We start from the raw sequence: 16,897 nt of genomic DNA, 5'->3' as shown, positions 1-16,897 counted from the left end.
TCCTGTCAGGCGCGGACGGCATCCGCCTGTGGCTGCCCCGTCGGCGCATCAGCCGCCAGCTTGCGGGCCGCCGGCGTGCCGGGCGCCGGGTTGTCGGCGAAGAAGTCGAGCGCGGCCTGCATACCGCTGCCGAACAGTTCGATCCCACAGAGCTTGAGCCCGGCCTCGCAGCCACCGAGGGTGGCGATCAGGGTCAGGTCGTTGCAGTCGCCGAGATGGCCGATGCGGAACATGCGCCCCTTGGCCTTGCCGAGTCCCGTCCCCAGCGACAGATCGAAACGGTCGTAGATGGTCCGACGAACCTCGTCGGCATCGATACCCTCCGGCGTCACCACGCCCGTCAGCACCGGCGAATAGAGCGCTGGCTCCTGGCACTGGATCTCCAGTCCCCAGGCGTTGACCGCGCGCCGGACGCCCTCCCCCCAGCGCTCGTGACGGGCGAAGACCTGCTCCAGCCCCTCCCCCAGCAGCATGTCCAGCGCCTCGGCGAGGCCGTAGAGCAGATTGGTGTTCGGCGTGTAGGGCCAGTAGCCGTTGGCGTTGGCGCTGAGAATCTCGTCCCAGGCCCAGAAGCCCCGGGGCAGGGTCGAGCGCTGACTGGCTTCGATCGCCTTGGGCGACAGCGCGTTGAAACTGACTCCGGGTGGCAGCATCAACCCCTTCTGGGAGCCGGAGACGCTGACGTCGACGCCCCACTCGTCGTGACGGTAGTCGGCGCTCGCCAGGCCCGAGATGGTATCGACCAGCAGCAGCGCCGGATGGTCGGCGGCATCGATGGCCCGGCGCACCGCGGCGATATCGCTGGTCACCCCGGTGGAGGTCTCGTTGTGCACCACGCACACCGCCTTGATTCGATGCTCGCGGTCTTCCTGCAGGCGCGCCTCGATCAGCTTCGGCTGTACGCCATGACGCCAGCTCTGCGATTCCGGCAGGGAGAGGAACTCCGGTTGGAGCCCGAGTCGCAGAGCCATCTGCTTCCACAGCGTGGCGAAATGCCCGGTCTCGAACATCAGCACCGAATCGCCGGGACTGAGGGTATTGGAGAGTGCCGCCTCCCATGCCCCCGTTCCCGATGCCGGGTAGATGATCACCGGGTGCTGGGTCTGGAATATCTTGCGAATGCCTCCCAGTACCTTCAGGCCCAGTTCGCCGAACTCCGGACCTCGATGATCGATGGTCGGCAGGCTCATCGCCCGCAGGATGCGATCCGGCACGGGCGACGGTCCCGGAATCTGCAGAAAATGGCGACCGGAGGGGTGTTGGTCCAGCTCGAGCATGACGGCATCTCCAGAGGTGAGGCCAGGGGTGGAGCCTGGGAAGTGAAGCAGAGGACCTGCTCCACATTGTTTTTTGCATTCATTACGCAATATGCCGAATAATCGTGCGCCGACAAACCACGACATAAGTCGCAGGCCACGATCAAGTACGAAAAAAGGCGTGTGGCAGCCGCTCACGGGCTCGAAGAAGGAGCCGATCATCCCGCCATGGGCAGTAGCCACGATCGAGCGCTTGCGATAGAAAGAAGGAAACCGACAGGGTTCAATGCATGCAGACATCCGACGATACCGCGCTCGATCTCACCGCCCGACCACTGCGCATCGAGCGCGCCGCGCTGCACGACAAGATCGTGGAGCGGCTACACGACCTGATCACCGAAGGCGGCCTGGAACCCGGCGAACGGATCAACGAACGCGAACTGGCCGAGCGGCTGGCGGTGTCGCGCACCCCGCTACGCGAGGCGCTGCGCGTGCTGGCCGCCGAGAAGCTGGTGACGATCTCGCCCAACTACGGCACTTTCGTGACCCGCATGACCCGCCAGGAGATTCACGACACCTTCGAGCTGATGAGCGCGCTGGAGCGTTTCTCCGGCGAACTGGCATCGCTCAGGATCACCGCGGAAGAGCTGGCGGACGTGCGCGAGGCCCATGAGGCGATGCTGGGCCACTGGCAGCGCCATGACCTGCCCGCCTATTACCACGCCAACCAGCGCATTCACGACCTGATCAACCGGGCCGCCCGCAACGACGCCCTGCGCCAGACCTACCTGTCGCTCAACCGGCGCCTCCATCCGCTGCGGCTCTCTTCCAATCGCTCTGAAGCCAAGTGGCGCAAGGCGGTGGAGGAGCACCGCGACATGATGCGTGCGCTGGAAGCGCGTGACGGGCCCGCCTTGGGCGCCTTGATGGAGCGCCACCTGCTGGAGAAGCGCGACGCGGTGCTGGCCGACTGGGCCGACGGCTGAGCCGGCCGGAGGGCGTCAGTCGAGCCGCTGAAGGAAGGCGGTGCCGCCGAGATTGCGCATCTGGCGCTGGATCCAGGCCGCCCGCTGCTGGACGTACGCGGAGGGCCGAGACGCGCTCCAGCCGCGCGGGTTGGGCAGAATCGCGGCGAGCCGACTCGCCTGCGACACGCTGAGATTGGCGGCGGAGGTGCCGAAATAGTGCTGCGCCGCGGCTTCCAGCCCGAACACGCCGGTATCCCACTCGGCAATGTTGAGGTAGACCTCGAGGATGCGCTGCTTGGGCCACAGCGCCTCCAGCAGCAGCGTGAACCAGGCTTCCAAGCCCTTGCGGATCCAGCTGCGGCCGGTCCACAGGAACAGGTTGCGGGCGGTCTGCTGGCTCAGCGTGCTGGCGCCGCGCAGATCGCCGCCGTCCGACCACGAGGTGAGCGCGCGGCGAATCTGGTCGGTATCGAAGCCCCAGTGATCGGGGAAGCGCTGATCCTCCCCCGCCATCACCGCCAGCTTGGCGTTGTCCGAGAGTCGCGACCACGGCTCCCACTGCTGTTCGATGGTCAGGTTGTCACCGTGGAACCATGAACTCACCTTGCGCTCCACCATCACCATCGAGCCGAATACCGGCACGAAGCGAAACACCAGCACGAACAGCACCGATAAACCTACGAAGGCCGCGATGGCGATCACCAGATAGCGAAGAAGCGTGCGCGGCCAACCTGACGGCATGAACGGGAGCTCGTGTTCGAGGAAGTGGACACCCAGTATAACAAGGGCTTGCTGGCAGGGGTTGGTCGCGATCGTCTCGACGCAACGCAGCCGCTGGCGTGACGCCAGTGGGCCGACTACCGTGTTGGCCGCAGCCACCGAGAGAGGATACCCGATGCGGATCGAGGATTTCATCCACCAGTTCAGCCTCAGCGAGGCCGATCCCGAGGCGCCGGTGACGACGAAACGTCGGGAGTATGAAGCCCTGCACGCCCTCAGGCGCCCCGCCGACCCGGCTGGGATGCGGGTTAGCGACGAGCGTCTCGCCGCCGTCAAGGTCCGCCGCTTTCAGCCGGCTCGCTGCCGCTCCGGCGTTGTCGTCTACCTCCACGGCGGCGGCTGGTACCTGGGCTCGGTCGACAGTCATCACGGCATCACAGCCGATCTGGCCGAGCGCCTGCAGCGCGAGGTCGTCAGCGTCGACTATCGGTTGCTACCGGAAGCGAGCTACGCGGAGGCGCTGGCGGATTGCCGGGCCGTGGTCGAGACCACCGCCCCTGTCGCCGTCATTGGCGACAGCGCGGGTGGCCGGCTGGCGATCGATGTCGCCCATGGCGGTGAATGGCAAGGCTTGCTCGGCCTGATCTATCCGGTGGTGGGAACGCCCACCGCGGAAACGCTGGGCGAGGATGCCCCGTTGCTGTCGCGAGCCGACGTGCTGTCGCTGTGGCGGATGGCGGCGCCGCACGTGCCGGCGATCCCCGGTGGGCACCCACCCAGGCCAGCGATCGAGGCGCTGGCAGTCGAGCGCGACCCGCTCACTCGCCCGCTGGAGGCGGCGGTCGAAGCGTGGCGCCACGCCGGCGCCTTGGTGGGCTATCGCTGCGCGCCCGGCATGGTCCACTCGGCGCTGCATGGCCACGCGGAGTTGGCGCCAATGCAGATCGCCTGGCAGGACTTCTGCCAGGCGATCGCGCGACGGCTCGAAGACGCGTAGCCATTCCGCCTGGCTGTCTTCGCCTTCAGTGCACGGCCGGTCGTCGAACGACGGTCCGCATTCAGCTATCCAGCTGCGCCTTGACGGCGTCGATGGCGGGTTCGCCATCCTTGGCCATCACGCCCTCCAGCCACTGGCTCACGGTATCGTAGTGAGCACGAATCCACTCGCTGGCCACCTCGTCGGCGGGGCGCTCTTCGTGGCTGTACTGGTAGACCCAGTCGTTCTGGTCGGCGATATCGACCTGGTACTGGGAAAAGAAGCGGTAGAGATTGGCATCCTGCTGCTCGAGATCGCCCGGCACCAGAGTCCATACCGTGCTGACGATATCGGCGACGCCACTGTCGTCGGCATCCTTCAGGTAGTAGAGGTCGTAGTTGACGTTCATCCAGTGCGGCTCCCAGCCGACGAACGTCACCCACTCGTGATCGGCGATCTTCTGCCCGGCAAAGGCCAGCATCGCCGCGGTGGAGCTCTCCTGCAGCTGCCAGTCGCCGAGCCCGGCCTTGTCCTCGGCGATCGCCTCCAGGATGGCGTCGTTGATGCCGGTGCCCGCTTCGATGCCCTGGATCTTGCCGTCGAATCGATCCTTGAAGCGATCGAGATCGGCCACGCTGTCGACCCCCGCCTCATGGACGTAGGACGGCACCACCAGCCCGGAATTGGCGTTGCTGATGTTGGCCGCGGCGTGGGCCAGACGCCCCGAGTCGAGCAGCGGCTCGGTCATCTCCTGCTGCACCGGATACCAGTTGCCCAGATAGGCATCCAACTGGCCGTTGGCCAGTCCGTTGAGGATGACCCCCACCGCCAGCTCCTTCTGTTCGGTACGGTAGCCCATGGCGTCGAGCAGTTGAGCGGCAATCTCGGTCTTGACCGTGACTCCGGGCCACGGCGAGACACCTAGACGCACCTGGTCGAGATCGGCCTGCGCCGATCCTGCCGTCAGCAGTGCCAACGGCAGCACCGCGGCCACCAGACGACGCTTCGCCCTCGAGCGTGTTGCTCTGGTCATGAGTCCTCTCCCTTGAGTTGTTATCGAATGAACCCTTCTACTGTGCCCCTCCCGCGGACCAGAGATTGACATAAAGCGACACAAATTAGACGTGATGCGGCAATAGCGGCGGCGAATGGTCGATATGGATATGAGCAATATGTATTAAAGGGAATAAAAAACCTGATTTATATTCCACGATGACGATCTTCAACGGTACCGCCATGAACTTCCAGCAGCTACGCATCGTCCGCGAGACCGTGCGCCAACGCTTCAACCTCACCGAGGCGTCGAACGCGCTCTTCACCTCCCAATCCGGTGCCAGCAAACATATTCGCGACCTCGAGGACGAGCTCGGCGTCGAGCTGTTCGAACGTCGCGGCAAGCGGCTGCTCGGGCTGACGACCGCCGGCGGCACGCTGCTGGAGACGATCGAGCGCATCCTGCTCGACGCCGAAAACCTCAAGCGCTCGGCGCACCAGTTGGCGAACCGGGACCAGGGCCGGCTGGCGATCGCCACGACGCACACCCAGGCGCGCTACTCCCTGCCGCCGGTCATCGCTCGATTCAAGGAGAGCTTTCCCAAGGTCCATCTGGAGCTCCACCAGTGCAGCCCCGGGGAGATCGTCTCCCTGTTGAGAGCGGGGACGGTGGATATCGGCATCGCCACCGAAGCCGTCAACGAGGATGGCGCATCGTTCGTACGCTTCCCGTTCCATCACTGGCACCACAGCATCGTCGTGCCCGACGACCATCCGCTCACCAGGATCGCCCCCCTGACCCTGGAGGCCGTAGCCGACTATCCCGTCGTGACCTACCACGAAGGTTTCACCGGCCGCGCCAGCATCGATCAGGCGTTCGAGAAGGCCGCGCTGGCGGCCGATGTCGTCTTGACCGCGCTGGATGCCGACGTGATCAAGACCTACGTGGAGCTCGGCCTGGGGATCGGAATCATCGCGTCACTGGCCTATCACCCCGATCGCGACCGGGGATTGACGCTGCTGTCGGGCGAGTCGTTGTTCCCTCGCAATACCGCTTATCTCGCCCTCAGACGTGGCCACTTTCTCCACGCCTTCGCCTATGAATTTCTTCGGCTGTGCAGCGCCGCGTTGAACGAGGAGACCGTGCAGCAGGCGCTCGCGGGGCGCTGACCCACTAAGTTGAAAATGCGATAACCAATTCGTTTTTTATTACTTTTTCAACGAACAGTCCCTCACCTAGAGTCATCGCTCCACACCGCCTACCGATCGACTCCAGGGAACGAGACCAATGAGCCAACTGACTTCGTGGGCCTTTGCCGGCGCGCTGGGACTTTCCGCGCTGGCCGCGACGACCTTCGCCCAGGGGGAAGAGATCGAGCTGCTCAACGCCTCCTACGATCCGACGCGAGAGCTGTACCAGGCCTACAACCCACTGTTCAGCCACTGGTACCGCGAGCAGACCGGCGACAACGTCACCATCGAGCAGAGCCATGGGGGATCCGGCAAGCAGGCGCGTTCCGTCATCGACGGCCTACCGGCGGATGTGGTGACGCTGGCGCTGGGTTACGACATCGATGCCATCGCCGATCGCACCGGCAAGATACCCGAGGCGTGGCAGAGCGCGCTGCCGCACAACAGCGCTCCCTACACGTCGACGATCGTGTTTCTGGTTCGCAAGGGTAACCCCAAGCACATTCGGGATTGGGATGACCTGACGAAGGATGGCATCGAGGTGATCACGCCCAACCCCAAGACCTCCGGCGGCGCGCGCTGGAACTTCCTGGCCGCCTGGATCTACGTCCTGAAGGAACAGCTGGGCGACCTGGGCAAGCTCGACGATCCCCGGTACACCAATGAGGTCAGCGCCGCACAAGCGGCAGCGCGGCAATTCGTCGGCGATCTTTACCGCCATGTGCCGGTACTCGACTCCGGCGCCCGTGGTGCCACCAACACCTTCGTCCAGCGGGGTATCGGCGACGTGCTGCTGGCGTGGGAGAACGAAGCGTTCCTGACCACCGAAGAGCTGGGCGACGGTCAGTTCGATATCGTGGTGCCCTCGGTCAGCGTCGTTGCCGAGCCGCCGGTGGCGGTCGTCGAGGGCAACGTCGAGAACAAGGGCGAGGCCGCCGAGAGAGCCGCTCGCGCCTATCTCGAACACCTCTACTCTCCGGAAGCCCAGGCCCTGGTCGCCGCCAACTACTATCGTCCGATCGATCCAGAGGCTGCCTCGAAAGAGGATCTCGCGCGCTTCCCCGAGCTGGAGCTGCACACGGTCGATGAAGTCTTCGGTAGCTGGCGCGAAGCGCAGGCGACCTACTTCGACGATGGCGGTGTTTTCGACAAGATCTATCAGCCCTGACCGCGTGGAAGCCGACCGCTCATGAGCCATCGAAAGACACGCTTACCGGGGTTCGGGCTGAGCCTGGGCATCACGGTATTCACGCTCTCGCTGCTGGTGCTGATCCCGCTGTCGGCTCTCGTGACCCAATCCGCCGAGCTCAGTCTCGGCGGCATGTGGCACGCGCTGGCGGATCGCAGGGTGCTGGCGGCATTTCGCGTCAGCTTCTCGACCGCCTTTGCCGCGGCCTTCACCAATGTGCTGCTGGGATTGGTCGTCGCCTGGGTGCTGGTGCGCTATCCGCTGCCTTTCAAGCGCAGCTTCGATGCCCTGATCGATCTGCCGTTCGCACTCCCCACGGCTGTCGCCGGGATCGTGCTGACGACGCTGTACGCCCCCAACGGTTGGCTGGGGCAGTTCTTCACGGACTGGGGGATTCGCATCGCTTTCACGCCACTGGGCATCGTCGTGGCCTTGATCTTCATCGGACTGCCGTTCGTCGTGCGCACGGTCGAACCCGTACTTCAGGAGCTGGACCGACAGCAGGAGGAAGCCTCGACCAGTCTGGGCGCATCACGCTGGCAGACCTTCTACCGCGTACTGCTACCGCCCTTGGTGCCGGCCATTCTGACCGGGTTCTCGCTCGCCTTCGCGCGAGGACTGGGGGAGTACGGGTCGGTCATCTTCATCGCCGGCAACATGCCGATGAAGTCCGAGATCGTGCCCCTGCTGATCGTCACCAAGCTGGAGCAGTACGACTACGCCGGCGCCACCGTCATTGCGCTGGCGTCACTGGTCGTGGCCTTCATCATGCTGCTGGTCGTCAACGGCCTGCAGCACTGGACACGCCAGCGCACTGGACAGGATTGAGGAGAGCCTCGTGAATAGCACCCCCCACCGCCAAATCGTGGCTCGACCGCAGGCAGATGAAACGCCTCTCGTCCGCTACCTGCTGAGCTCGCTGGCAATGGCGATCATCGGATTGTTCCTGATCCTGCCCCTGGTCGCCGTGCTGGTCGAAGCCTTCCGGGATGGCTGGCAGACCTACATGACCGCCATCACCGATCGCTACACGCGCCACGCGATTGGGCTGACACTATTCGCGGCGCTCGTCTGCGTGCCGCTGAATACGCTTTTCGGCGTTGCCGCCGCCTGGTGTATCGCACGGTTCGAGTTCCCGGGCAGAAGCCTTTTGACCACGCTGATCGACCTGCCCTTTTCGGTATCGCCAGTCATCGCCGGCCTCGTCTTCATTCTGATCTTCGGCGCGCAGGGCTGGTTCGACGGTTGGTTCGCCGCCAACGGTTTTCCCATCCTCTTCGCCCTGCCGGGTATCGTCCTGGCCACGATGTTCGTCACCTTGCCGTTCGTCGCCCGAGAGCTGATACCGCTGATGCAGCAGCAGGGCGCGGAACAGGAAGAGGCGGCGATCATGCTCGGGGCCAGCCCGTGGCGGATGTTGTGGACGATCACGCTGCCACGCATCAAGTGGGGACTGCTGTATGGCGTGATTCTCTGCAACGCGCGCGCCATGGGCGAGTTCGGCGCGGTGTCGGTCGTTTCCGGTCATATCCGGGGGTCGACCAACACCCTGCCGCTGCACGTCGAGATTCTCTACAACGAGTATCAGTTCAGCGCGGCCTTCGCCGTCGCCACGCTGTTGGCCGGCCTCGCCATCGTGACCCTGATCGCCAAGTCGATCGTCGAGTGGCGCCAGCAGCGCCAATGGGAGAGTGCATCGTCATGAGCATCCACGTTAACCAGTTGACCAAACGCTACGGCAACTTCACGGCACTGGACGACATTTCGCTGTCCATCGACGATGGCGAGCTGGTGGCGCTGCTCGGCCCCTCCGGCTGCGGCAAGACCACCCTGCTGCGCAGCATCGCCGGCATGGAGTTCGCCGACAGCGGCAGCATCCTGCTCGAGGGACGGGACATGACATTCGAGCCCATCCGCCACCGCCAGGTCGGATTCGTCTTCCAGCACTACGCCCTGTTCAATCACATGAGCGTGTTCGAGAACGTCGCCTATGGGCTGCGGGTCAAGCCGCGCGCTCAACGCCCGCCGGAAGCCGAGATTCGTCGTCGGGTCCACGAACTGCTGGACCTGGTACAGCTCGACTGGCTGGCCAGGCGCTTTCCGCCCCAGCTCTCCGGCGGCCAGCGTCAGCGCATCGCGCTGGCCAGAGCGCTGGCGGTGGAACCTCGATACCTGCTCCTCGATGAGCCTTTCGGCGCGCTGGACGCCAACGTTCGCAAGGAGTTGCGAGGCTGGCTGCGTCGCCTGCACGAGGAGCTCCACGTGACCAGCCTGTTCGTCACCCACGACCAGGAGGAGGCCATGGAGGTCGCGAGTCGCATTGTGGTCATGAATCATGGCCGAATCGAACAGCTGGGCACGCCCGCGGAAATCTACGACACCCCCCGCACCCCGTTCGTCTCCACCTTCATTGGCAACGTCAATGTGTTCAGGGGCTGCGTTCGCAATGGCGCTTTCCACAGTGGTAGCTGGCGTCTGCCACTACCCCGGACGCTGGATACGCTCCATCTGGCCGAACAGAACGCCTACATTCGGCCCCACGATATCGAGATTCTCCGGGGTCCGGCGGCTGACTGGCAGGTGAGCATTCGTCACGTCCAACCCATGGGCAGCCGCTATCATCTCGAAGCCGTCCCCGTCGCCGATGCCAGTGGCGGACCTGGCCCCGAGACCGAGAGTGGCAGGATCACGATTGAACTGACGCGACAGGCTTTCAAGGCGCTGGCACTCGACGTAGGGCATCGAGTCGGCCTCAGGATTCATCACGTTCACTGGTTTCATGGAGCCGCCACCCCGCAGCAGCCGATCGACATACCGGCACCCGCTTGACGGGAGTCCACCGCGACGCCTCCAGTCGGGCCGCCGTCCCAGGCCGGCCAACGAAAAAGCGGCACGCCTGGGGCGTGCCGCGAAACGATCGACTCTCGGTCCCGACGAATCAACGGAACCGCGATCCCACTCAGCGCTTGGCGTAGAGCCTCTCGGCGTGATAGCGCAGGTGCTCGTCGATGAAGCTGGCGATGAAGAAGTAGCTGTGATCGTAACCGGGGTGGCGACGCAGCGTGAGCGGGTGGTCGTGCTCCTCGCACACCGCTTCCAGCCGCTCGGGCTTGAGCTGCTCTTCGAGGAAGTTGTCCGCTTCACCCTGGTCGATGAACAGCGGCTGGCGCGACGAGCCCTTGGCGACCAGTTCGCAGGCGTCGTACTGGGTGCGCAGACCGACATCGTCGCCCAGGTAGTTCTCGAACGCCTTCTGCCCCCACGGCACCTGGGTCGGGTTGACGATCGGCGCAAACGCCGACACTGCCGAATAGCGTCCAGGCTGGCGCAGGGCCAGCACCAGCGCGCCATGGCCGCCCATGGAGTGGCCGCTGATCGACTCGCGCCCGTTGACCGGAAAGTGCAGCCGCACCACCGAGGGCAGCTCCTCGGTCACGTAGTCGTACATCCGGTAGTGCTTCGACCACGGCTCGCGCTTGGCGTTGAGGTAGAAGCCCGCGCCGGAGCCGAAATCGTAGCTCTCGTGCTCGCCGGGCAGGTCCAGCCCGCGGGGGCTGGTGTCCGGACAGACGATCGCGATGCCCAGCTCGGCGGCGGTCTTCTGCGCCCCCGCCTTCTGCATGAAGTTCTCGTCGTTGCAGGTCAGGCCGGAGAGCCACCACATCAGCGGCACGCGCCCTTCCTCGGCCTGCGGCGGCAGGTAGATCGCGAAGATCATGTCGCAATCCAGCGCCCGGGAGTAATGCTTGTAGCGCTTGACCCAGCCACCGAAACTCTTGGTGGCCGAGACCAGCTCCAACTGCTCGCTCATCGACATGGTTTTCTCCTTGCAGCACCGGCGGTATCACCGCCGGTGGATGGGACGCGTATCGGACGCGGTTCGCGCGGCCTCAAGCGCGTGTCGAATGCACTTCGCGCGGCGTGTTGACTGTTTTTCGCGCGGCTTCGGGCGCGTGTTGACTGTTTTTCGGGCAGCTTCGGGCCCGTATCAAAAGTGCAGCACGGTGCGAATGCTCTTGCCCGCGTGCAGCAGTTCGAACGCCTCGTTGATCTGATCGAAAGGCATGTCGTGGGTGACGAACTCGTCGATCTTGATCTCGCCATCCATGTAGCGCTGGACGTAGCCCGGCAGCTCGCTGCGGCCCTTGACGCCACCGAAGGCGGAGCCCTTCCAGACCCGACCGGTGACCAGCTGGAACGGGCGGGTCGATATCTCCTCGCCGGCACCGGCGACACCGATGATGATCGATTCGCCCCAACCCTTGTGGCAGCACTCCAGCGCCGAACGCATCACGTTGACATTACCGATGCACTCGAAGGAGTAATCGACGCCGCCATCGGTCAGATCGACGATCACCTGCTGGATCGGATCGCTGTAATCCTTGGGATTGACGAACTCGGTGGCGCCGAACTGCCGCGCCAGCTCGAACTTGTCAGGATTGACATCGATCGCGATGATCCGCGACGCCTTGGCCATCTGCGCGCCCTGGATCACCGCCAGCCCGATCGCCCCCAGGCCGAACACGGCAACGGTGGAGCCCGGCTCGACCTTGGCGGTATTGAGCACCGCGCCGATCCCGGTGGTGACGCCGCAGCCGAGCAGGCAGATCTTGTCCAGCGGGGCCTCCTTGGAAACCTTGGCCAGCGACACCTCCGGCAGCACGGTGTATTCGGAAAAGGTCGAGCAGCCCATGTAGTGATGCAGCGAGGTGCCATCCTTCGAGAAGCGGGTCGTGCCATCAGGCATCAGCCCCTTGCCCTGGGTCGCACGCACCGCGCCACACAGGTTGGTCTTGCCCGAGAGGCAGAACTTGCACTTGCCGCACTCGGCGGTATAGAGCGGGATGACATGATCGCCCGGCTTCAGGCTGGTGACCCCCTCGCCCACTTCCTCGACGACCCCGGCGCCCTCATGGCCCAGCACCGACGGGAACAGGCCCTCGGGGTCCTTGCCGGAGAGCGTATAAGCGTCGGTATGGCAGACGCTGGTGGCGACCATGCGCACCATCACTTCGCCCGCCTTGGGGCCCTGTACATCGATCTCTTCCAGCGAGAGCGGCTTGCCTGCTTCCCAGGCGACTGCGGCACGCGATTTCATATCAGGTCTCCACTATGAGCTTGAGGAACTTCGATGGGTCGCTCGACAGCCAGCCGGCGCCATGGCGACTCTCATGGTCTCAGTCTAGGCGCACGCCGCCAGGCAATAAACCAGGCATTTCGCAGATGATTGTTGCCATGCAACAATAATGGGTCTGCAGCGCGAAGGGAGGAGTCGGCATGTCACGCTGGGATGGTATCGAGGCATTCGTTGCCGTGGTCCGGCTGGGCACGTTCTCGCGCGCCGCCCAGTCGCTGAAGGTCTCCAACTCCCATGTGAGCCGACTGGTGAGCCAACTCGAGCAGGAGCTGGGAACGCCGCTGCTTTACCGGACCACGCGCCAGATTCGGCTGACCGATGGCGGCGCCGTGTATTACGAACACTGCCGCTCGCTGCTGGACGGCTTCAAGGAAGCCGAGGCCGCACTCAACGAACTTCAGTCCCAGCCCCAGGGGCGGCTCGCCATCAGTTGCGCCACCACGTTCGGGGAGCGCTTCATCGCGCCACTGGTCAACGACTTCCACTCTCGCTATCCGCAGCTCGACGTGCGTCTTCACTTCACCAATCGTACGGTCGAACTGATCGACGAGGGTTTCGACGTGGCGATTCGCATGGGCGTGCTCAAGGATTCGAGCCTGTTGTCGCGGCGGCTGTGCCAGCGTCGCGAATACGTCGTCGGCGCCCCCGCCTATTTCCAGCGCTATCCGACGCCGCACAGTCTTTCCGAGCTGCCGCACCACAACTGCCTGGTCGGATCGCGGGACAGCTGGCTGTTCAGCGTCGATGGCCGACAGCGGGAGGTTCGCGTGGAGGGGAACTGGCGGGGCAATTCGGGGCCGGCGCTGCTGGACGCCGCGTGCAAGGGCATCGGCCTGGCCCAGTTGCCGGACTACTATGTGGAAACGGCAATCCGTCAGGGCCTGCTGACGGCCGTGCTGGACCGCTACCAGTTCACCGACACCGCGGTGTGGGCGGTGTATCCCCGTCACCGCCAGCTCTCCTCGAAGATACGTCTGCTGGTCGATTTCCTGGCCGCACGGCTGCCGGAGGCGATTGCCGCCGGCTAGCCGTTCGCGCCGTGACTGCCAGCCGGGCCGGCAACGTCCCGACCCGGTACCTCGTGAACCGTCGACTCAGTGATGGAAGAAGTGATCGATACCGTCGTTGAGGTAGGCATCGCCGAATTCCGCTTCCCGCGCCAGCGCCTCGGGATCGGGCAGCTCCACACGCTGGCGCGAGCGCAGCAGCAGCCCCTCTTCCCGGAATGCGGTCAGCGTGCGGCTGACGTGCACCGACGACAATCCCAGGGCGTCGCCGAGGTGCTGCTGGGAGAGCGGCAGGCGAATGCTGTTGCCGTCCCGCGCCTTGGTGCGCTCCAGTCTCACATACATCTCGTAGATCAGATGGGCCAGGCGCTGGCGCGCGCTGCGCCGGGCCAGGTTGACCAGCCGCTCGGTCAGCAGCGCCTGCTGGTGCGAGGAGATGGCGAAGAAGATGGCTGACAGGGTCAGCGATTCCCGGAAGACATTGATCAACCGGCGATGCGGGAAATGACAGACAACACCATCCTCGAGCATGGCGACGCCGGTCAGCCGCTCCTTGAAGGCGAACTCCCTCAGCCCGATGATATCGCCGGGGAGGTAGATCTCGAGAATCTGACGGGAGCCATCTTCCATGTGACGGAAGGAGTAGGCCCAGCCTTTGCTCAGGGTACAGAACTCACGGGCAACATCACCTTCCTGCCACAGTATCTGGTCGCCCTTGATTTCCGTTGGGCTCTGCTCGAGTTCGGCCAGCAGGGCCTCGTCATTATCGGAAAGCTCACCGTAGTGCTTGAAATGACAGATAATGCAACTGTCTTGGCTCATGACCCTTGCCCTTGTTACGTGCTTCCTGGGCCACCGTGTCAGGCCCTGATTCAGGACGTCGATATTGGCACAGCCAGAGGCGATTGTCGTTATCACGCATTAGGGTGAACGGCCTGGTACAGGGCCGGGATATCGGTCCGTCTCACCCCGGCCGTTCAACACTCGATCGTATTGACAGCCAAACCGCCACGGGACGTTTCCTTGTACTTGTCCTGCATGTCACGCCCGGTATCCCGCATGGTGCGAATCACCTTGTCGAGGGAGACGAAATGCTCGCCGTCGCCACGCAGCGCCATCTGGGCGGCATTGATCGCCTTCACCGAGGCGATGGCGTTACGTTCGATACAGGGCACCTGGACCAGCCCCGCGATCGGATCGCAGGTCAGCCCCAGATTGTGCTCGAGGCCGATCTCGGCGGCGTTCTCGACCTGCGCCGGGCTACCCCCGAGCAGCTCGGCCAGCCCCGCCGCAGCCATCGCGCAGGCCGACCCCACCTCCCCCTGACAGCCGACCTCGGCGCCGGAGATCGAGGCGTTGGTCTTGCACAGAATGCCGATCGCGGCGGCCGCCAGCAGAAAGCGCACCACATCCTTCTCGCACGCTCCGGGCTGGAACTTCATGTAGTAGTGCAGCACCGCCGGCACGATCCCCGCGGCGCCGTTGGTGGGGGCGGTGACCATGCGTCGTCCGGCGGCGTTCTCCTCGTTGACCGCCAGCGCGAAGAGGTTGACCCAATCCATCGCCGAGAAGGTGCTGGCGATCAGCCCCTTGTCGTCGTCGAGCGCCATCAGTCGCCGGTGCAGATTCGGTGCCCGCCGACGCACGTTGAGACCGCCCGGCAGCACGCCCTGTTGATCCAGGCCGCTGTCGACGCAGGCCTTCATCGCCTCCCAGATGCGCCACAGGCCGGCACGGGTCTCGGCCTCGCCACGCCAGGCGCCCTCATTGGCGAGCATTACCTCGCTGATCGACAGCCCCTCGCGGCGACAGATCTCCAGCAGCTCCACCGCATTGCGGAACGGAAACGGCAGGCGCACGCCGCGGGTGGCGCTCTCGCCGTGCTCGGCCTGCTCCTCGTCGACCACGAAGCCGCCGCCGACCGAGTAGTAGGTGTTGGCGTAGACCGTCGCGCCGCGGCGATCGCTGGCCACCAGCCGCAGCGCATTGGTGTGGTACTCGAGGATCTCGTCGCACCACTCGACGTCGCGGGCGGGATCGAAGTCGATAGTGTGCAAGCCGGCCAGCGATAGCTGGTGATCGCGGTCGACGGCGGCGAGCTTGAGCGCCAGCTCGTCGGGATCGACGCTCACCGGCTGCTCGCCCATCAACCCGCCAAGTACCGCGCTGTCGGTGTTGTGGCCCTTGCCGGTGGCACTGAGCGAGCCATAGAGGGTGACCGTGACCCGCTTGACCGGCTGCAGCAGCGCCTGCTCGCGCAGCGTGGTGACGAAGGTGTGGGCGGCCTGCATCGGCCCCACGGTGTGCGAGCTGGAGGGCCCGATGCCGATCTTGAACAGGTCAAACACGCTGAAGGTCATGGTCGTCCCCCCTGGAGGCGTCGCACTGGAGTCAGAAAGCGTCGTTACGAGAACCGATGCTTGGTGTAGTTTGACTTCAGTGTGCTCGCCAGTTACACCGGTCTCAATCGAATATATCTGCCCAGGGTTTTAGCCAGGCTAAATCATGACCCAGTCTCTCAACGCTCAGACCCACGCCTGGCTAAAGGTCTTCGCCGTCAGCGCCAGGCATCTCTCCTTCACCCGTGCGGCGGAGGAACTGCACGTGACCACCGGCGCGGTCAGCCAGCAGATCAAGCAGCTGGAGGAGCGCCTGGGGTTCCGGCTGTTTCGACGCCTGCCACGGCAGTTGGCGCTCACCGAGGAGGGTGAGCGGCTGGCCGGGGTCGTGTCGCAGGCCTACGAAGCCGTCGGCCTGGAGGTCGACCGCCTGCGCGGCGGGGTCATGAGCGGCGTGCTGCGGCTGCGCTGTCTGCCCTCGTTCCTGGCCAAGTGGCTGATGCCGAGGCTACCGCGCCTGCAGGCCCGCTTTCCCGATATCGATCTGCACATCACCGCCGAGGACAGCAACCTCTCGCTGCTCGACGGCGGCTACGATCTGGCCATCGATCTCAACGACGGCCACTACCCCGGCCTCCAGACAACCGCCTTGATCGACGAGAAGATCTTTGCCGTCTGCTCGCCGCAGCTGCTCAGGAGAAGGCCCCCGCTCACGCATCCCGAGGCGCTGGGCTACTACCCCCTGCTGCACGACGTGACGGCCTGGCGCGGCAGCCACGATTATGCCGAGTGGGAGCACTATCTGGGGGCGATCGGCGGCGAGCGGGTCAATGTCCGGCGGGGTTACACCTTCAACCGCAATCAGTTGACCGTGGAAGCGGCGATCGCCGGCATGGGGGTGGCGATCGCCCGGCGCACGCTGATCGGCGATGAACTGGCCAGCGGCCGCCTGATCGCGCCGTTCGCCGGCTCGGTCGCCACCGGCAAGCGCTACGGGCTGGTCTACCAGCAAGGCGCCCTGGACGACCGCCGGGTGCAGGCGGTTCACGATTGGCTGGAGGAGGAAGCGAGGCGATCCCAGGAGACCGCCTCACTCTCCGGCGCTGTCGACTGAACGTGGC

The 16,897-nt window shown here is 64.7% G+C and carries 16 protein-coding genes; 9 read left to right on the top strand and 7 right to left on the bottom strand.

Annotated features, from left to right (window positions below; translation table 11 throughout):
* Nucleotides 1-5 precede the first annotated feature (5 nt).
* Nucleotides 6-1,277, bottom strand: a complete 1,272-nt coding sequence (locus AAGT95_RS11755; protein ID WP_342593887.1) for a pyridoxal-phosphate-dependent aminotransferase family protein — start codon at nucleotides 1,275-1,277, stop codon at nucleotides 6-8.
* A gap of 269 nt (nucleotides 1,278-1,546) precedes the next feature.
* On the opposite strand from AAGT95_RS11755, the gene AAGT95_RS11750 reads away from it, so the two are divergent.
* Nucleotides 1,547-2,242 (top strand): GntR family transcriptional regulator, encoded by a 696-nt coding sequence (locus AAGT95_RS11750; protein WP_342593886.1) that lies wholly within the window; start codon nucleotides 1,547-1,549, stop codon nucleotides 2,240-2,242.
* A 15-nt stretch (nucleotides 2,243-2,257) separates the two neighbouring features.
* On the opposite strand, the gene mtgA is transcribed toward AAGT95_RS11750, so the two are convergent.
* Nucleotides 2,258-2,965: a monofunctional biosynthetic peptidoglycan transglycosylase gene (gene mtgA / locus AAGT95_RS11745; RefSeq protein WP_342596530.1), complete on the bottom strand. Its 708-nt coding sequence runs from the start codon at nucleotides 2,963-2,965 to the stop codon at nucleotides 2,258-2,260.
* Nucleotides 2,966-3,119: 154 nt separating this feature from the next.
* Between mtgA and AAGT95_RS11740 the strand changes: the two genes are divergently transcribed.
* Nucleotides 3,120-3,941 carry an alpha/beta hydrolase fold domain-containing protein gene (locus tag AAGT95_RS11740; RefSeq protein ID WP_342593885.1) on the top strand — a complete coding sequence of 274 codons (822 nt, stop codon included), beginning with the start codon at nucleotides 3,120-3,122 and terminating at the stop codon, nucleotides 3,939-3,941.
* Nucleotides 3,942-4,002: 61 nt separating this feature from the next.
* Here AAGT95_RS11740 and AAGT95_RS11735 read toward each other — a convergent pair whose 3' ends face one another.
* A complete protein-coding gene (locus AAGT95_RS11735) occupies nucleotides 4,003-4,953 on the bottom strand; it encodes an ABC transporter substrate-binding protein (protein ID WP_342593884.1) in 951 nt (316 codons plus the stop codon).
* Between the two features lie 179 nt (nucleotides 4,954-5,132).
* On the opposite strand from AAGT95_RS11735, the gene AAGT95_RS11730 reads away from it, so the two are divergent.
* The 5 genes from AAGT95_RS11730 to AAGT95_RS11710 all read left to right on the top strand — a co-directional run bounded on the left by AAGT95_RS11730 (nucleotide 5,133) and on the right by AAGT95_RS11710 (nucleotide 10,122).
* On the top strand, nucleotides 5,133-6,083 hold the full coding sequence (locus AAGT95_RS11730) for a CysB family HTH-type transcriptional regulator (RefSeq protein ID WP_342593883.1): 951 nt from the start codon (nucleotides 5,133-5,135) through the stop codon (nucleotides 6,081-6,083).
* Between the two features lie 118 nt (nucleotides 6,084-6,201).
* The gene (locus AAGT95_RS11725) at nucleotides 6,202-7,272 is read left to right on the top strand and encodes a sulfate ABC transporter substrate-binding protein (RefSeq protein ID WP_342593882.1); all 1,071 of its coding nucleotides are present in this window, start codon (nucleotides 6,202-6,204) and stop codon (nucleotides 7,270-7,272) included.
* A 21-nt stretch (nucleotides 7,273-7,293) separates the two neighbouring features.
* A complete protein-coding gene (gene cysT, locus AAGT95_RS11720) occupies nucleotides 7,294-8,121 on the top strand; it encodes a sulfate ABC transporter permease subunit CysT (protein WP_342593881.1) in 828 nt (275 codons plus the stop codon).
* A 10-nt stretch (nucleotides 8,122-8,131) separates the two neighbouring features.
* Nucleotides 8,132-8,998, top strand: coding sequence for a sulfate ABC transporter permease subunit CysW (cysW, locus tag AAGT95_RS11715; protein WP_425356019.1), 867 nt, complete (start codon nucleotides 8,132-8,134; stop codon nucleotides 8,996-8,998).
* On the top strand, nucleotides 8,995-10,122 hold the full coding sequence (locus AAGT95_RS11710; protein ID WP_342593880.1) for a sulfate/molybdate ABC transporter ATP-binding protein: 1,128 nt from the start codon (nucleotides 8,995-8,997) through the stop codon (nucleotides 10,120-10,122). The genes cysW and AAGT95_RS11710 overlap by 4 nt, the downstream gene beginning before the upstream one ends.
* 130 nt (nucleotides 10,123-10,252) lie before the next feature.
* Here AAGT95_RS11710 and fghA read toward each other — a convergent pair whose 3' ends face one another.
* Both fghA and AAGT95_RS11700 read right to left on the bottom strand, forming a co-directional pair.
* Complete coding sequence (gene fghA / locus AAGT95_RS11705; protein WP_110603074.1) at nucleotides 10,253-11,110, bottom strand: S-formylglutathione hydrolase; 858 nt, start codon at nucleotides 11,108-11,110, stop codon at nucleotides 10,253-10,255.
* A gap of 171 nt (nucleotides 11,111-11,281) precedes the next feature.
* Nucleotides 11,282-12,391, bottom strand: coding sequence for an S-(hydroxymethyl)glutathione dehydrogenase/class III alcohol dehydrogenase (locus AAGT95_RS11700; RefSeq protein ID WP_342593879.1), 1,110 nt, complete (start codon nucleotides 12,389-12,391; stop codon nucleotides 11,282-11,284).
* 179 nt (nucleotides 12,392-12,570) lie between these two features.
* Between AAGT95_RS11700 and AAGT95_RS11695 the strand changes: the two genes are divergently transcribed.
* Complete coding sequence (locus AAGT95_RS11695; protein WP_342593878.1) at nucleotides 12,571-13,458, top strand: LysR family transcriptional regulator; 888 nt, start codon at nucleotides 12,571-12,573, stop codon at nucleotides 13,456-13,458.
* 66 nt (nucleotides 13,459-13,524) lie between these two features.
* Here the strand turns inward: AAGT95_RS11695 and AAGT95_RS11690 are convergent, their stop codons facing one another.
* Together AAGT95_RS11690 and AAGT95_RS11685 are read right to left on the bottom strand one after the other, a co-directional pair.
* On the bottom strand, nucleotides 13,525-14,259 hold the full coding sequence (locus AAGT95_RS11690; protein WP_110603070.1) for a Crp/Fnr family transcriptional regulator: 735 nt from the start codon (nucleotides 14,257-14,259) through the stop codon (nucleotides 13,525-13,527).
* Nucleotides 14,260-14,414: 155 nt separating this feature from the next.
* Entirely contained in the window at nucleotides 14,415-15,797 is a 1,383-nt protein-coding gene (locus tag AAGT95_RS11685; protein WP_110603069.1) for an L-serine ammonia-lyase, read from the bottom strand.
* Nucleotides 15,798-15,942: 145 nt separating this feature from the next.
* Between AAGT95_RS11685 and AAGT95_RS11680 the strand changes: the two genes are divergently transcribed.
* Nucleotides 15,943-16,890, top strand: coding sequence for a LysR substrate-binding domain-containing protein (locus tag AAGT95_RS11680; protein ID WP_110603067.1), 948 nt, complete (start codon nucleotides 15,943-15,945; stop codon nucleotides 16,888-16,890).
* The last annotated feature ends 7 nt before the right edge of the window (nucleotides 16,891-16,897 follow it).

It is taken from the genome of Salinicola lusitanus (genome assembly GCF_038648475.1).
Lineage (GTDB): Bacteria > Pseudomonadota > Gammaproteobacteria > Pseudomonadales > Halomonadaceae > Salinicola > Salinicola lusitanus.
The sequence above is the reverse complement of the archived record's forward strand: the minus strand, read 5'-3'. Positions and strand labels throughout refer to the sequence as shown.

Coding starts and splice junctions, on each gene's coding strand:
- AAGT95_RS11755 (WP_342593887.1), bottom strand. CDS start 1,277: ATGCTCGAGCTGGACCAACACCCCTCCGGTCGCCATTTTCTGCAGATT.
- AAGT95_RS11750 (WP_342593886.1), top strand. CDS start 1,547: ATGCAGACATCCGACGATACCGCGCTCGATCTCACCGCCCGACCACTG.
- mtgA (WP_342596530.1), bottom strand. CDS start 2,965: ATGCCGTCAGGTTGGCCGCGCACGCTTCTTCGCTATCTGGTGATCGCC.
- AAGT95_RS11740 (WP_342593885.1), top strand. CDS start 3,120: ATGCGGATCGAGGATTTCATCCACCAGTTCAGCCTCAGCGAGGCCGAT.
- AAGT95_RS11735 (WP_342593884.1), bottom strand. CDS start 4,953: ATGACCAGAGCAACACGCTCGAGGGCGAAGCGTCGTCTGGTGGCCGCG.
- AAGT95_RS11730 (WP_342593883.1), top strand. CDS start 5,133: ATGACGATCTTCAACGGTACCGCCATGAACTTCCAGCAGCTACGCATC.
- AAGT95_RS11725 (WP_342593882.1), top strand. CDS start 6,202: ATGAGCCAACTGACTTCGTGGGCCTTTGCCGGCGCGCTGGGACTTTCC.
- cysT (WP_342593881.1), top strand. CDS start 7,294: ATGAGCCATCGAAAGACACGCTTACCGGGGTTCGGGCTGAGCCTGGGC.
- AAGT95_RS11710 (WP_342593880.1), top strand. CDS start 8,995: ATGAGCATCCACGTTAACCAGTTGACCAAACGCTACGGCAACTTCACG.
- fghA (WP_110603074.1), bottom strand. CDS start 11,110: ATGTCGATGAGCGAGCAGTTGGAGCTGGTCTCGGCCACCAAGAGTTTC.
- AAGT95_RS11700 (WP_342593879.1), bottom strand. CDS start 12,391: ATGAAATCGCGTGCCGCAGTCGCCTGGGAAGCAGGCAAGCCGCTCTCG.
- AAGT95_RS11695 (WP_342593878.1), top strand. CDS start 12,571: ATGTCACGCTGGGATGGTATCGAGGCATTCGTTGCCGTGGTCCGGCTG.
- AAGT95_RS11690 (WP_110603070.1), bottom strand. CDS start 14,259: ATGAGCCAAGACAGTTGCATTATCTGTCATTTCAAGCACTACGGTGAG.
- AAGT95_RS11685 (WP_110603069.1), bottom strand. CDS start 15,797: ATGACCTTCAGCGTGTTTGACCTGTTCAAGATCGGCATCGGGCCCTCC.
- AAGT95_RS11680 (WP_110603067.1), top strand. CDS start 15,943: ATGACCCAGTCTCTCAACGCTCAGACCCACGCCTGGCTAAAGGTCTTC.